The sequence below is a fragment of the Hungatella sp. L36 genome (genome assembly GCF_014288035.1).
Genome location: NZ_JACOPC010000004.1, coordinates 81,711 through 97,589, shown reverse-complemented (window position 1 = coordinate 97,589; position 15,879 = coordinate 81,711). Strand labels below are relative to the sequence as shown.

The 15,879-nt window shown below is 51.4% G+C and carries 11 protein-coding genes; 1 reads left to right on the top strand and 10 read right to left on the bottom strand.

Annotated elements, in window-relative coordinates; genetic code table 11:
• Position 1 precedes the first annotated feature (1 nt).
• From rplI to H8S80_RS12030, 9 genes are all read right to left on the bottom strand, one after another.
• Entirely contained in the window at positions 2–448 is a 447-nt protein-coding gene (gene rplI, locus H8S80_RS12070; protein WP_025531337.1) for a 50S ribosomal protein L9, read from the bottom strand.
• Positions 448–2,508, bottom strand: a complete 2,061-nt coding sequence (locus H8S80_RS12065) for a DHH family phosphoesterase (RefSeq protein ID WP_002602029.1) — start codon at positions 2,506–2,508, stop codon at positions 448–450. The genes rplI and H8S80_RS12065 overlap by 1 nt, the downstream gene beginning before the upstream one ends.
• Before the next feature lie 264 nt (positions 2,509–2,772).
• Positions 2,773–3,261, bottom strand: coding sequence for an NADH-quinone oxidoreductase subunit NuoE family protein (locus tag H8S80_RS12060; RefSeq protein WP_187325884.1), 489 nt, complete (start codon positions 3,259–3,261; stop codon positions 2,773–2,775).
• Positions 3,262–3,475: 214 nt separating this feature from the next.
• Positions 3,476–7,666 (bottom strand): N-acetylmuramoyl-L-alanine amidase family protein, encoded by a 4,191-nt coding sequence (locus tag H8S80_RS34245; RefSeq protein WP_243008006.1) that lies wholly within the window; start codon positions 7,664–7,666, stop codon positions 3,476–3,478.
• 305 nt (positions 7,667–7,971) lie between these two features.
• A complete protein-coding gene (locus H8S80_RS12050) occupies positions 7,972–10,164 on the bottom strand; it encodes an alpha-galactosidase (protein ID WP_117633242.1) in 2,193 nt (730 codons plus the stop codon).
• A 20-nt stretch (positions 10,165–10,184) separates the two neighbouring features.
• A complete protein-coding gene (locus H8S80_RS12045; RefSeq protein ID WP_243008005.1) occupies positions 10,185–10,778 on the bottom strand; it encodes a YesL family protein in 594 nt (197 codons plus the stop codon).
• A 48-nt stretch (positions 10,779–10,826) separates the two neighbouring features.
• Positions 10,827–11,651 carry a carbohydrate ABC transporter permease gene (locus H8S80_RS12040; protein WP_117633240.1) on the bottom strand — a complete coding sequence of 275 codons (825 nt, stop codon included), beginning with the start codon at positions 11,649–11,651 and terminating at the stop codon, positions 10,827–10,829.
• Positions 11,652–11,668: 17 nt separating this feature from the next.
• Positions 11,669–12,580, bottom strand: coding sequence for a carbohydrate ABC transporter permease (locus tag H8S80_RS12035; RefSeq protein ID WP_002602035.1), 912 nt, complete (start codon positions 12,578–12,580; stop codon positions 11,669–11,671).
• Between the two features lie 72 nt (positions 12,581–12,652).
• Entirely contained in the window at positions 12,653–13,993 is a 1,341-nt protein-coding gene (locus H8S80_RS12030; protein WP_117633239.1) for an ABC transporter substrate-binding protein, read from the bottom strand.
• Positions 13,994–14,251: 258 nt separating this feature from the next.
• On the opposite strand from H8S80_RS12030, the gene H8S80_RS12025 reads away from it, so the two are divergent.
• A complete protein-coding gene (locus tag H8S80_RS12025; protein ID WP_002602037.1) occupies positions 14,252–15,100 on the top strand; it encodes an AraC family transcriptional regulator in 849 nt (282 codons plus the stop codon).
• Positions 15,101–15,115: 15 nt separating this feature from the next.
• Here the strand turns inward: H8S80_RS12025 and H8S80_RS12020 are convergent, their stop codons facing one another.
• Positions 15,116–15,859, bottom strand: a complete 744-nt coding sequence (locus H8S80_RS12020) for a sialate O-acetylesterase (protein ID WP_117633238.1) — start codon at positions 15,857–15,859, stop codon at positions 15,116–15,118.
• Positions 15,860–15,879 lie beyond the last annotated feature (20 nt).

The window sequence follows — 15,879 nt, the reverse complement described above, 5'->3', positions numbered from 1 at the left end:
CCTAGCTCTCTACTACTTTAACAGCAAGCTTCCCGGTCACTTCCTTGTGCAGCTTGATCGGGACCTCATGTACTCCAAATGTCTTAAGCGGCTCCGGAAGAACCAGTTTCTTCTTGTCGATATCTAAGGACAGCTGGCTCGCGATGGCTGATGCGATCTCCTTTGAAGATACGGAACCAAACGCCTTTCCGCCTTCTCCCGCCTTGATGGAAACGGTGATGGAAGACTTCCCAAGCTTTTCTGCAAGCTCCCTTGCCGCTGCCAGCTGCTCTGCTGCCAGTCTGGCCTCATTGGCCTTCTGAAGCTTTAAATCATTTAAGTTCTTCGGAGTTGCTTCGATTCCCAGCTTTTTCGGGAGAATAAAGTTTCTCGCGTATCCGTCATTGACCTTGACAATCTGGCCCTTTTTTCCAAGTGTTTTTACATCCTCTAATAATACTACTTCCATTATGATATATCTCCCTTCTCTAACATGTCTCTGATGACTTCCTTGACACGGTTTCTCGCTTCCTCAAGACTCATGTCCTTCAGCTGCGCTCCCGCGATGGTCCGGTGGCCTCCGCCGCCCAGCTTCTCCATCATGACCTGGACATTCACCTCGTCGATGGAACGGGCGCTTAAGTAAATCGTGTTGTTGTAGAACGTCATAACGATAGACGCCTTCATTCCGGCTATGTCAAGCAGCTCGTTCGCCGCCTGGGCGCCCACAACCGTCGGGCTTTCAATGCCCTCGGACGGGCATGTGCTGATCGCAAAACAGCCCTCAAATATCTCCGCCTCCCTGACCGCCTCCGCCTTGGCCTTATAATCGTCAAGATCGTCGCGGAACAGTTTGCGGACACGCACAACATCGGCGCCGTTTCTCCGCAGGAACGCGGCGGCCTCGAAGGTGCGGACACCTGTCTGGTTCGTAAAATTGTTGGTATCGATCACGATACCGGCATACATCGCGTCGGCCTCGGCCGATTTGATACGGATTCCGTCGGCGATGTACTGCAGAACTTCCGCAACCATCTCACACGCAGAAGATGCGTACGGCTCTACGTAAGAAAGCACCGCATTATCGATGATCTCACTGCTCTGACGGTGATGATCCAGAACCACAATGGTCTTGACCAGCTTAAGAAGCTCCGGTGCATCGGTGATGCTGGGGCGGTTTACATCCACCACCACGAGGATGGTGTTATTGTCCACTAAGTCGGCAGCCCTGGCGCCGGTCATGAAAATATCGTCCGGATAATCGCTGTTGCCGGTAAAACGGTCCATCATCGGCTTCACCGAGGAAGTCACTTCGTTGATAATAATGTTGGCCTTCTTGTTCATGGCCGTGGCAATCCGGTAGATGCCGACTGCCGCGCCGAAGGAGTCCACGTCCGTCAGACGGTGCCCCATGATCAGAAGGCGGTCCTTCGTCTCCATCAGCTCACGGAGGGCGTGGGCCTTCACGCGGGCTTTCACACGGGTGGTCTTCTCCACCTGCTGCGCCTTGCCGCCGAAGTACTGAATCCGCTCCCCATCCTTTACCACAGCCTGGTCGCCTCCGCGTCCCAGAGCCATATCGATGGCGATACGGGCGTAGTCGTAGCTCTGGCTGTAGCTCTCCCCGTTCATGCCGAGGCCGATACTTAAGGTTACCGCCATCTCATTGCCGATGTTGACTGTCTTCACATCTTCCAGGATAGAAAAACGGTTATCCTTCAGTTCCTGAATATAGCACTGTTTGATCGCAATGAAATACTTATCCTTTTCCAGCTTCTTCACGATGCCGTTCATAGCGGTGATGTACTTGGTGATCTTCCGGTCGATCAGTGCGGTTAAAAGAGAACGGCGCACCTCTTCCACACTCTCCAGCGCCTCCTCGTAGTTGTCGAGATAGATGAGGCCGGCCACCATCTTCTGGTCGTTGACCATCTGCTTATAAGTAAGAATCTCCGTCTCATCGAATAGATAGACCGCGATCAGCATCTGACCCGCGTCCTCGGTACCGATGGCATCCGCTATGTCCTCGATGGAATCCTTCATGTAAACGGCCTTCAGCTGAACCTGATACTTACGGTCGCTGCACGTACAGTGGAGTACCACGGAGCCCTCCTCTAAATCCAGGACCTCCTTTGTGATCTCCGGGAAAATCGATGATAAGTTTTTTCTGGTATTTTTAAATGGTTTTTCCTCGCCCAGCACTTCTGCCAAAGCAGTATTTCCCCAGAGCACCCGGCCGCTCTCATCCGCAATTCCGTACGGAAGCTCCAGGTCGGTAAGCAGCTGTTTCTGCATCCAGGAATATTCCGCAGAAAATTCCACCAGGCCGTTTAGCAGTCGTTTCTTTCTGTAGGTGTAGATCCACAGAGCGATTCCGATATACAGCAGCGTAAACACAGCCATAATAATCCCGGCCGTCACGCTGACCGCTCCGATTATCGCATTCATGATAATCAGCATCGCCGATAAATATAACGGCCACTGCATATAAGCCCTCAGCTGCCCCTTTACTTTTATTTTTTCTTTCATATCTGTCTCCTTAGAATATAGGTTCCGCAGGCAGAGCGGGGCGCGCCTCCATGCGGAACATTTTCATATTACAGGGCGTATTGTCCCGTAACATGAAAAAAGGGTTCTTTTTTCGCTATTTTAATATTATAGCATAGCCTCTCTGGTTCGTCTATGATAATGGGGCAAAAAATCAGGGACTGCCCCCGCCGGAGTTCCCGCTTATGAATAAGTAAGAACCCGGTGTGCCAGTCCCATTCTGCCTGCTTTTTCCTGTTAAAGCCGTCAGTATTTACTCAGAATTGCGGCGACCTCCTCCGGCTTTACATGACCGTAGGAATCGCTGTCCACCATCAGGTTCGGAGCGGTTTTGCACTGCTTTAGGCATTCCTTCATCATGATCTTAAACGCACCGGACTCTCTCGTCTCCACCGCCTTCAGCACCGCTTCAAAAACTTCAGCGGAACCCTCGCTGCCGCAGCGCGCACCCGTGCAGACCGTGATGCAGTGTCCGTAAGGCGCCTTCTTAAAGCTGGGATACAGTTTGATCAGCTGTAAGAGAAGCGTCTGCTTTACGCCCAGTGCATCTGCCATCGCGCCGGTCTTCTCCGAGGGAATGTATCCGTACAGTTCCTGTACCTCCCGAAGCATCTCCACGATATTATCCTGGCTCTTCGCATCCTTCTGGCCGCCGTAGTAGTCCACGATTTCCTGCCACTGGCGTTCCTTCTGCTCTTCTTCCTCCATCTGCATTCTGAATTCGTTTCTGTCCATGTCATTCACCAGCCCTTTCCCTCCTGTCCGGCATTACGCTCCCATCATACCAGATTTCGTTCTATATTTCTATCCTTTCCTATTTCTGCCTGCCTATTCCTGTAACACAGGGTAACAGTCTGCTTACGCTGAGGGAATTTAGAAAAATGAAAGGGCTGTGAAAAAATGGAATTAAATCAGCTCCATTTTTTCACAGCCACTTTCTGTCTTGTCTCTATTCTACCAGTTTCCCATCTTCATCCACCAGATATCCGTCCGGTGTCCTGGTATTCCGGTACATTTTTCCTCTGGTTCCGTCAGGTTCTTCATTAAAGTAGTAGTAAACTCCGTCAATGAGATACCATCCGGTCACCATCCGTCCTAAGGTGTTGTCGGAAACCGGATTCAAATAATAGGTATCCCCGTTTCCGTCCGTATACCATCCGGTCATCATGTATCCGTTTTCGTCAAACCGGAACCAGTCAAAGGCAGACTGCCCGGCCAGGATATTGGCATAGGGATTAAATGCGGCAGCCCAGACATTTGCATAGCTTCCATTGGCTCCGTAAAAATTCCAGCCGCCAGCCTCCTTCTGCCAGGTTCCTTCTGTCACGTATTCCGGAACACGAATTCCTTCTATCAGCTTCGTAGCGCCTCTGTAATTCACCGGCAGGCTGCTTTTCGATTCCCCGGTTCCGCTGGAGCCGGAGCTTCCTCCGTTATTTTCCGGTTTCTCCGGCTCTGCGGGCTGATCCGGTTCTTTATCCAGAACCTTGACGGTCCAGCCTACGGTAGTAGTCCTCTGATTGCCGGATTCGATGGTATTGGTCACCCTGCACTGATACTCATACGTTCCGGGAATCTCGGTGGAGGGCAGATAGCTGCTGCCCGCAGCTCCCTCTATGGCATTCCACTGACCGTCTCCATTCTTCACATACCACTGGTAGCTTAACGTTCCTCCGTCCGTCACCCATGCGGTGACGCCCATTTTAGCTGCCTTTTCACCCTTTGCATACTCCCTTTTGCCGGCGTCAGAGCTGACAGTTGGATACTGTGCCCCTCCTTCCTCCCTGCCCAGCACCTGAACGCATGCAATCTTACTCATAACCTCTGCTGTCTGGTTTCCTGTTGCCTCGGGCTTGAAATTGATAATCTTACAGAAATAGTACGTAATCCCCGGCTTATCCATATGGGGAATGATCGTTTTTTCATTGTTATACATCGGGAGCCAAGAGGCGCCTGTCATGCTCTTTACATCGTTTTTAAACCACTGATATTCCACCTTTCCGCCGTCTTCCGATTTTGCATCAACCGTAAGAGTGATAAAGTTTCCGCTTCCCATTTCGCAGGTCTGCATCTCCTCATCCAAATCCTTTAAGAGGATCGGCGGTTTCGCATCGGTTACAGGCCCTGAAACCTCAATGAACCAGGTTGCATCGATGGTACTGTGATCGCCGGACAAAATGGTATTGGTCACGGCGCATTTATAACGAAACAGTCCGCTGTCTTTTGTGGAAGGCTTATAGCTCTTCTCGACAGCTCCTTCTATGGGCTTCCACTGACCGTCTGCCATCTCATACCACTGATAGCTTAATGTTCCTCCGTCCGTCACCCATGCATCCACTATCATGGCCTTCGGCTCTTCTCCCTTTGTATACTTTACCTCATTCGCATTGGAGCCGAGACTGGGGCGCTGTGCCTTTGCTTCTTCAACTACAATGGTAACTGCCTGCGTGGACACAGAGACTTCTTTCTCCTGTGTGGCCTTCTCGTTGGTATTGGTCACAACACACCAGTAATAGGTCGTTCCCAGTTCCTCGCTGGACGGCAGATAGTTGGAGCTTTTCGCACCGTCAATGGCTTCTGCGCCGCTCTGATCCGCCTTCAGGCTCCTGTACCACTGGTAGCTGATTTCTCCTCCATCCTTCGGATTCATTACGCCGATATATAATTCATCAGCCTTTTGATTCTGCTGGTATGTAACGGTTTTGGCTTCCAGATCCAAAGTAATCACCGGCTTATCGGCCTTTTCCGGCGGCGGATTTACCACGATCGTGGCAGTCCTACTGTTTATTTTGACCACCTTCATGACACCGCTGAAGGATTTCTGGCTTGTCACCTGGCAGCGGTAGTATACAGTTCCTACTTCGTTTGTAGGGACAGGAAGGATATTCTGGGTTTTTCCGCTTAACAGCTCCCAGTTTTCTTTATCCGTACTCTGATACCACTGGCAGGTGAGCGTGCTGAAATTTTCACTCATGGCGTCGACCCGCAGCGACAGAGAATCCAGCTGGATACATTCCCTCGGCTTCTCGTCCAGATCAACGATAAAGTAAGGCTTATCCACCGCCATAGTATGGACATTTACCATAGTGCTGACAGCCCGGGCCGTCTTATTCACCGTGGCCTTCTCGTTGGTATTGGTGATGACGCACCAGTGGAAAATCTGGCCTGCCTTCTCCGTGGATGGCGTATAGGCAGGTTCCGTGGCTCCTTCAATCGCTGTGCCTGTGTCGTAATTGGCATTTATATTGCTATACCACTGATAGGATAAGGTGCCTCCGTCCTGGGACTCGGCCTTTATCCTTAATTCCTCGGCCTCATCTCCCACCCAATAATCGCTTTTTCCGGTGGTATCCAGGGTAATCTTCGGCTCCTCGGCATTCTCCACGGGTGCTTTTGGCTCCTCAATGATCACAATGACTCCGTAGGTTGCTTTGCTGGCCGTTTTCTTTCCTGTAGCCTGCAGATTTTCATTGGTAACCTCACAATCGTATATGTGGATTCCTATCTCGCTGGAGGAAGGCGTGCAGGAAGGCTTGTTACTGTCCGGTATAAATTCAACAGAGTTGTTTCCCCTGTCGCCGGTTTCATCACAGACCGTCCTTCTCCACCGATAGTTGATGGTTCCCCCGTCTGTTGGCTCTGCCACTTCGATGGTTAAGGGTTCTGCAGTCTGATTGAGTTCATATCTGACAACGCTTTTCTTTTCTAAATTCTTTATAATAACCGGAGCCTCGGCATCCCAAAGCGGCTCGATCGTCCCGCCTTCTCCCTCCGGAAGAAGCGGCGTATCTGTGCCTGTTCCGTCAAAGGCGATGAGGGACGGAAGCTCAGCTCCCGCGGCAAGCTCTGTTTCCCCAGGCTGATTCCAGACATTCTTCGAATCTGCTAAAAGCCGGAAAAACGTCATTAAGGAATCGTTGCCTGAAGCGGCGGAAAGAGTCTGGCCGTTGGCCGCCTTTTGAAGGTCTGACCAGCCCTCCTCTTTGAGCATTGCCTCCTCGCCCTCTTTTCCCAAAACCATATCCTGGCGGGCAGAGCAGTCTGTTATCATACTGAAACTTCCCACATACCCGGCCAACCGGCCAAAGCTTTGCGCATTCTCCCCCAAAGCCGTAATTTTCACATTCAGCGCACAGCATTTTTCTATGTAGGCCCTGGAGGAAGCCACATAGCCTGCGATACCGCCGACGCCCGGTTTTAGATAACCAGAACCGCCATTCGCCGGCCCCGTAACCGTGCCTGTGGCGTAGCAGCGCCGTACAACTCCCTCCTGCATCTGGCCCGCCACGCCGCCGGCATGGCCGATCGCCATTGCTGATTCACTGGGCCATATCGACACGTCGCCGGTGGTATAGCAGTCCATAATCCACCCGTTGTCCTTTGCCGTTCCCACCAGACCGCCGGCGCTGACATTGACAGCGCCATCGTCCAAATCCTGATCAACGGTAATCTCGCAGGCAGAGTAGCACTGCTTCACATAGGAAGAGCCCTCTAAGACTCCCACCAGACTGCCTACATTACAGCCAGCGTCGCGATAAGACTTGGAATAGGCAGCAGTAACCGTAACGGTTCCCTCCACGCCCAACTGTTGTATTGTACTGCCTCCTGCCACATGGCGGAACAGGCCCACTGCATCCTGCCCCTGCATGGAATCCGGATCGGCCGTAATGGCCAGCCCCCGGATCACATGGCCGTTTCCGTTAAAGCTTCCTTTAAAATAGCTTTTCACGCTCTCACTCGAGTTTTCTGCTCCGGTTCCGATCATGATATTCCCGGCATTGCCAATATCTTCTAACAGCTCATACTTTGTCTCCCTGCTGGCCTGATTGGTATCCGGATCATTGACTAACTCCGTCAGTCTCTCAAGCTCCTCCAGGCTGCTGATGGTGTAGGTTTTTCCTGCTTCCAATTCAGTCACAGTGTCGTCCAGGGGGATTTCCGCCTGTCTTTTAGACGCCGCAGACGGGGTGGCCGCATTGCTGTCCGTCGCCTTCCGGCCAGCGAACTCTGCACTTAGTCCCTGATCCTTAGAAAGCTGGGCGTCCTCCCACGCGAAGCTTGGCGCTCCCGACATGGAAAAGACCATGGAAAGCGTGAGAAATACAGATAAAATCCGCTTTCCGTTCTTCATTTTTCTCATTTCATTTCCTCCTTATTTTATTTCTGCGGGCAGCAAGCCAGGCAGACACGCCGGCGCACCCATTTGGCGACTGCCAAAGGAGTCAAATCCCACATTTCTCTACCGTGAATTATAGCACGAACCATGACGGCGTTTTGGACACCGTGCTATAAGTCACGTTTTCGGAGATAAAAATCAACTCCATTTTTCAGCTTCAAAAGAAGGAAAATTGAAAAGGCTGTGAAAAAATGGAATGAAATCAACTCCATTTTTTCACAGCCCTTTAAACGTTTATATCCCGTAAAACCATGATCAGCCCTTCACCGTCAGACTTCCGTCAGTACCATCTGCACAGCCGGATAATCGCCCATAATCATCGGGATGGATATCCCGGCATTCATCAGCGCGCTGCCGCTGTAGATACGGCCATCTTCCTCCAGACGATACCGTTTCTCCGGGTCAAGGCCGCGGAGCTTAAACCAGAGATCGGGGGCATTAGCCCTCACATGAGTGATCACCAGATTAAGCAGCGTCCTCGTCTTATCGCCGGATACAAACTGCCACGCAGTGAAACCGGAATCTCCCTGCGGGCTGGCGAGACGGTAGTAATCCCCGTTGTGAATGAGGTCATAATACTTTTTATAGTCTTCCACCTGCGCCTTCACTGCTTCTTTTTCATCCTCGGTCAGGAGATTTAAATCCATCTCATAACCGAAGCTGCCGGCCATGGCCACCACGCCGCGCGTCGCAAGCGGTGTCCTTCGTCCCGTCTGATGGTTCGGTATGGCCGATACGTGGGAGCCGACGGCCGAAATCGGATAGAAGAACGAAGTTCCGTACTGAATCTCCAGCCGCTCGATGCCATCCGTGTCGTCGCTGCACCAGATCTGCGGCGAGTAATACAGGATAGCCGGATCGAAACGGCCGCCTCCGCCGCTGCATCCCTCGAAAAGGATATTGGGAAATGACGACGTAAAGCGCTCCATCAGGTCATAGATGCCAAGCACGTAGCGGTGGTAAACCTCGCCCTGGCGTTCTTTGGGGAGAACGGCGCTGTAGACATCGCAGATACTGCGGTTCATATCCCATTTTACATACTCGACATTGGCGCTCTTTAGGACCGCAGCAATCGAATCGAATACGTAGTCCCTGACCTCGCTCCTGGACATGTCAAGTACCAGCTGATTCCTGCTTCTGCACGGTTTTCTGCCCGGTATCGTCAAAGCCCAGTCCGGATGCTCCCGGTACAGGCGGCTGTCCTCATTTACCATTTCCGGCTCGATCCAGATGCCGAATTTCATGCCCAGACCGTTGATGCCTGTAACCAGATCCGTCAGTCCGCCCTTCAGCTTATCCGTATTGACGAACCAGTCTCCCAGGCCCGCGTTGTCGCTGTCCCGGCTGCCAAACCAGCCGTCATCCAGCACCAGCATCTCGATACCCAGCTCCGATGCCTGTCTGGCAATGGAGAGAATCTTCTCTTCATTAAAATCAAAGTAGGTAGCCTCCCAGTTGTTGATAAGGACCGGCCTCCTGGCAAACTTATATTTTCCCCGGCACAGATTGTGGCGGATAATGGAATGGAAATTGGCAGACATACGGCCCAGGCCGCTTCCGCTGTAGGTCATCATGAGCTGAGGCGTGTCGAAGGCCTCTCCCGGCTCCAGCCGGTACTCAAAGAATTCCGGATTTATTCCGCATACGGCCCGCACGGAATCCATCTGGTCCATCTCGATCTCCATGGAAAAGTTGCCGCTGTAAATCAGGGACAGGCCGTAACAGCCGCCGTGTTCCTCCGTCGCGTCAGGCGAGCACAGAATCACACCGGGATTGTGCTGATGGCTGGAGGTGCCTCTCCGGCTTCCCACCTCCATCGTCCCATGCATCAGCGGAAGGCGCTCCGGCCTTCGCTCCATGGCGTGCCGCCCGTGGAAATGAATCGCTTCCCAGGAGCCGTTCGGCAGTTCCAGACAGGCGGACATCATCTTCTCCAGCCTGACCGCCTCCTTTCCTCCATTGGTGATTCTGGCGGAGCGGGCGATCACATCGCGGTCCGCAAATACGACGTAGTACAGCTCCAGTTTCAGCGAAGACGCCGCGTCCTCCAGGAATATCACCAGCGTTTCCGCCGTTTCATCCTCATCGAACAGGCACGGCAGCCCCGGAATCTTATGGGCCCCCTCCCGGATCTCCCAGGAGACATAGCGGAAGTCGGCAGCCCGTGTTCCGTCCGCCTGACACACACCCACACAGTTGTTCCGGTAATCCCCCACTCCATAGGAGGGAAATTCCTGAGGCAGCGTATCCAGGGAAAATGTTCTGTCCTCCCCCGCCTCGTAAGGATTTCCGGAAAATCCCACATCTTTTCTGTGCAGCAGGTAATCCATGGTACAGTCCTCTACCCTTGCGCCATAGTAGAGATGAAGCAGAATCCCGTAATCGCCTGCCTTCATCTGATAAGTCGTCCGTTTCGTCTGAAGCGTAAATACCTGTTCTGCCTGATTCATAATGATAGCCATAACCTGATCTCCTTATAATTTTATATAAAAGTATTTTTCTGACACTCTTTGAGATGCGACTGAAACAGCCTCAAGTAAAACCACGCGTTGCCGTAAGCCGTCAATGAAAATCCGCACATGAGCCAGATCAGAAGGTAGACGGGAAAAAGCTTCGCATCCACCATGGTAAAATACATCGGCAGGCATGTGAGGGCAGCCGTGGCAATCAAGTATCCCGGCTTGTGAAAGGCGAAATAGAATGCATGGCCAGCCAGCTTACCCAGGGTGTTGGAAAATGCGGCAATGACCGGAAATATGTAAAGCAGCAGCACTCCCGTGATCAGCCCGATACCGATAAAGCCACAGGACAGGAGAAGGGCTTCCACCGCGGCAAAAACCGCCCAGATGGCCGTCGCCTGCATGAAATTCTGCTTAAAGCTGTGAAAAAATGCCTTCCAGACCGTGACATCTTTATCCTTATGGAGTTTCAGCGCCGTGTAATACATGGCCGTGGTCGAGGCCCCGATCGTCACGATGGGGAGACTCGTCACAAGCCAGAGGATATTTAACGCGATCATATTTCCCAGGAATCCGAATATCTGCCCGAAAATACTGTCTTCACTCAATACATTCATCGTTTCACACATCCCTTTCTCTCTGCCGTTATCCTATAGTTTTCTATCCTACAGCTTTCCGCCGGAAGTTGCAATACCTTCAATAAACTGTTTCTGGAATATTAAGTAGATCACAATCATCGGCACACAGGCCAGCAGGGAAGCCGCCATCAGCTGCGGATAATTGTTCGTATACTGCCCCTGCATTTTCGCCAGCGCGGCGGACAGCGGCATCACCGTCTTGTTGCAGATCATGGGCCACATCAGATCCTTGTAGGCAAACACCGCGGTAAAGATACCGAGGGCCACCATGCCGGAGCGGGTCAGAGGCGCCATGATGTATAAAAATGTCTGACCGATATTGCAGCCGTCCAGACGTGCCGCCTCTTCCAGATCCTTCGGAAGTCCCAGATACGCCTGCCTCAGCAGAAATGTTCCGAACGCGGTCACAAGCCCCGGGAATATCAGGGCAAACACTGTGTCCAAAAGGCCCATCTTACTCACCATTAAATACTGCGGAATAATGAAAATCTGTCCGGGCACCATCATCTGAAACAGGACCAGGGAAAACATGAAGTTCTTTCCCTTAAAATTCAGCCGTGCAAACGCATAGGCCGCCATGGTCGCCGTGAGGACCGCGGCCGCGACACGGCCCACGATCAGAAGGATGGTATTGATATACAGCTGAAGGAAATTCATATTATCAATAACCGTCTTAAAATTATCCGTCTGCCATACGGCCGGGAAGATGACGAACGGATTGACAGAAGTTGCCTCTGTTGATGTCTTAAATGCGGTGAGCGCCATCCAGATAAACGGCACGAGCATCGTAATGCTTACCAGGATCAAAACAACGTGAATGGATATGGCTGCCGCCTTTTTCTTTTTTACCATGTTTCGTCTCCCCCTCTCTAATTATAATAAACCCATTTTTTCTGCGCCTTCATCTGGAATACCGTGATGATCATGATGATGGCCAGAAGTACAACGACAATGGTGGAACCAAGGCCCTTGTTATTCTGTACGAAGGAATACTGATAGAATAAGTAGACCAGGGACTGGGTCTTGGAGAGCGCCGGATTGTTTCTGTCCATAACCATGAAGATTAAGTCAAATACCTGAAGCGCGCCGATCACTCTGGTCACCGTCACGAAGAAAATAGTCGGTGACAGAAGCGGAACGGTGATATGGAAAAACTGGTAGATCCCGCTTGCACCGTCAATATTGGACGCCTCATAGTAATCCTTCGGAATCTCCTGAAGCCCTGATAAGAACAGGACCATGTTGTAGCCGATGATGGACCACACGCCGATGACGCCGATGGAATAGACGGCGATATTCGGGTTGGAGATCCAGTTAATATTGGTTCCGAACACATTGTTTAGAAGGCCGAACTCCGAGTTAAAGAGCCATCTCCACACCATGGCAATCGCCGCGGGGGCCGCAACCATGGGGAGGAAGAAGATCGTACGGTAAGCGGCCCGCCCCTTCATCTTCCGGTTCAGCAGCACGGCCAGAACCAGCGCGATGATAATGGAAAACGGCACTTCCACGATGGCGTATTTGAATGTATTAAGCAGCGACTGCCATACCTCCGGGTCCGTTAAGACTCTTTGGTAATTGGCCAGGCCGATGAAGATGTTGCCCTTTCCGAAATCGCCTGTCTTGAAGAAGCTCTCATAGATCGTCTTGATAATCGGATAGATGTTCAGTACAATCAGTCCGATCATGGTCGGCAGGATAAACGCCCAGCCCCATAAAAACTCGTTCTTTTCCCGGCTGGTGATCTTTCTTTTTATTTTCAATTCTGTTCCCTTTGCCACAGAAATCCCTCCTTCTCGTACCAGAGCGTGTTTGAAAATTCATATCCGAATTTTTCAAACACGCTCCAGGCCTTACTCGTCTGCCAGCATCTGATCCATTTTTTCTGAAATTGTCCCGCATACGGCAGCCATATCCTGATTACCGGACCATGCCTCTTTTAACTCGGTCGTCATCATATTCCACCATACAAGAGTGCTTCTGGAATGCGGACGAAATACGATATCACCGTTCATCATATCCAGATAAGGCTGTAAATTGAACTTATCTGTGTTATTTACCCATTCATCGGATACGCCTTCATAGGCCGCCATGGTAACCCCCAGCTGTGCCTGCTTTAACTGCATATCCTTCGTTCCAAGGAACTCGATCAGCTTCCAAGCCGCCTCCGGATTCTTTGTGTTGGCGCTGGCCGCCCATCCTAAACCATTGTATAAAGAAACGCGTTTTCCTGTCTCAGCATCCTTTGGAAGAACTGCTACGTCACAGTGCTCTGCTATGTATTCGTTGTCCTTAAATGCAGCCACCATCCAGGAGCCCTGGGACAGCATTGCAATCTTACCGGAACCGAGAAGTACATCGGTGCCCGTCTCAGACATAACCGCTGCCGGAGGCATTGCGTCTTTTACCAGCTTATCCACGTATTCCATAGCTTTAATGGTGTTTGGATCATCAAAACCAGACTTCTTCATATCATCAGAAATGACATTTCCGCCCATGGAGTAGATCACGTTCATCCAGCCGTCCTGCTCGTTGGAGGGGTTCATGGCGATTCCGTACTGGCTTCCGTCGTCCTTAGTCAGCTTCACCGCCGCATCGTATAAATCATCCCAGGTCCAGGTATCATCCGGATAGGCGATTCCGGCCTCATCGAACATATCCTTGTTGTACCATAAGGCAATGGTGTCGATGTCCTTCGGTACCGCGTAGGTCTTTCCGTCGTACTGGTACATTTCCTTAATATCGGACGGGAACTTATCCATCTCCAGTTTTTCGCTGGATGCCACTTTATCGGTGAGATCCAGAAGAATGTCGTTGGACATATACTTTGTCGCCTCGTTGGAGTGCATCCAGAATACGTCAGGCATGTCGCCGCCTGAGGCTCCCGCCTCTAAAAGTGTCCAGTAGCTGTCCCATGTGATTACCTGTAAATCGGTCTCGATTCCGGTCTCCTTCGTGAAATCGGCGAGGATCTGATCCAGTCCCGGCTTCTGTCCGTTATCCCAAATTGCTACATTTAATTTTCCGCCTGCGTCCGCAGCCGGTGTATTTCCCGCTTCTTTGCTGCCGCCTGATGAAGAATTACCGCCGCCGCATGCCGTTAAAGATACCGCCATCGCCGCCGCCATGGTAAGTGCTATACCTTTTTTCCACAATTTGATCACTTTTATTTCCTCCTTGCAATCCTGATTCATTCTGAGTTTTCGTTATTATTACCATCTGATTTTCTTCATCGGCCAATGAATTTTTCTTTTATTTGTGCACATCTTGTAATTATGTCTTCGTTTCTGTGACTATATATTAGCACATTGCCACTCTCACCGTAAATGGAAATACCCTGATACAAATATACCAAAATGCTTTCTTGTGCGAAATATCTTGAAGTCACCACGCATTTTGGTATATAATATTTATAATTAATCCCCAGAAACGGATAGAGCGGAGGTGCTTTTTTGTCTAATTTTTCATTTGCCCTGTTTACCGATAAGAATTTCGTTGACTGTACCCTGTTTCAATACGGATGGGAGAAATGTGATCCGCACCACTCCTTCGGGCCGGCGGCGCGCAACCATTATCTGTTTCACTATATCATTTCCGGAAAGGGGCTCTTCGTCTCTACCGACAGCAGCAAAAAGGATACGGAATACCATCTTCACGCCGGTCAGGGCTTCTTAATCTCGCCCGGCCAGACCAATACGTACATTGCCGATTCCCTGGATCCGTGGGAGTACGCGTGGGTGGAATTCGACGGCCTGAAGGCGCCGGAGATCATCGCCCTGTCCGGCCTGTCCTTCGATCTGCCGGTTTACAACAGCAACAATCCAGCCATGGAACAGGTCTTAAAAGACGAGATGATCTATATTGCCGGCCATACGACCGAATCTTCCTTTCATTTGATCGGCCACCTTTATCTGGCTCTCGACGCGCTGATCAAGTCCTCCAACCGCCGTATGACGGCTGTGGGCGGCCAGCTGAAGGATTTTTATGCCCGGGAGGCGGTCTCCTTTGTGGAACACAACTACCAGAACGATATCACGGTGGAGGATATTGCCGCCTTCTGCAACTTAAACCGCAGCTATTTCGGCAAGATCTTTAAGGATGTCCTCTCTGTTACGCCGCAGGAATTCCTGATCCGTTTCCGGATGGCAAAGGCCTGCGAGTACATGGAGACGACCAATCTTCCCATTGGAGAGATCAGCGCACGGGTCGGTTACCCCAGCCAGCTGCATTTTTCCAGGGCCTTTAAAAAAACGTATGGCCAACCTCCACGGGAATGGAGATTGGCCAATCAGCATAAGTAATTTTGATATTCTGTTTTATTTCAGGATTTCTCCGGTTTGGGCTCCCGCCTCTTCCCCTACCAGATTATACGCCTCCTGCTTATAATGGTAGGAATCCTTCATCAGCCCCCTGTCGCGGAATGTGCGAAAGGACCGTGATGTCATGAAAATGGTATCCACGGAGGCCGCCAGCTCCTCCTGGGCCTCCTGCATGGGAACGTAGAGGTCCGGCTGCTCCCTGTGGTTTCCGATCTGAATCAAAAAGATATTCTCAACCCCCAGCGCCTGAAAGGCCTGGAATAAGGTCAGCGTCTTCTCTTTATATTCTTCCTTGGTCATCCCATTGTCCGCATCCGTGCATCCCTGACACCAGACCATCCCGATCGAATGCACCGCGATCTTCTGAGACTCCACAAAGCTTAAGCACGCGGAAAACCGCGCCGCTGCGTCCTTAAAATACGGAGTATCCGGCTGCCATTCCCGGATGCTGGAACCTCCCTTGGAACACGACACTGCGATAACCGGCCGTCCCGTCTTTCGATAACACGCATTTACAAACGCCGCAGCCATGGAGCCGGTCTTCATGCCTGGCTCCCAGACTCCTCCCTCACGGTTCTCATTTACTCCAAATGGTTCTGCAAGCGGTACCAGTCTGTCCGGCTCCGTCACCGCCCGGTATTCCCAGGCCGCCCCGGGCAGCACCTTCGGAGCCAGCTGATCGTCGCCGCGTCCGGCCATATTGCTCTGTCCCATAAATAACAGAATATCTGCTTCCATCATAAGTCCTCTCCTGTTCCAAT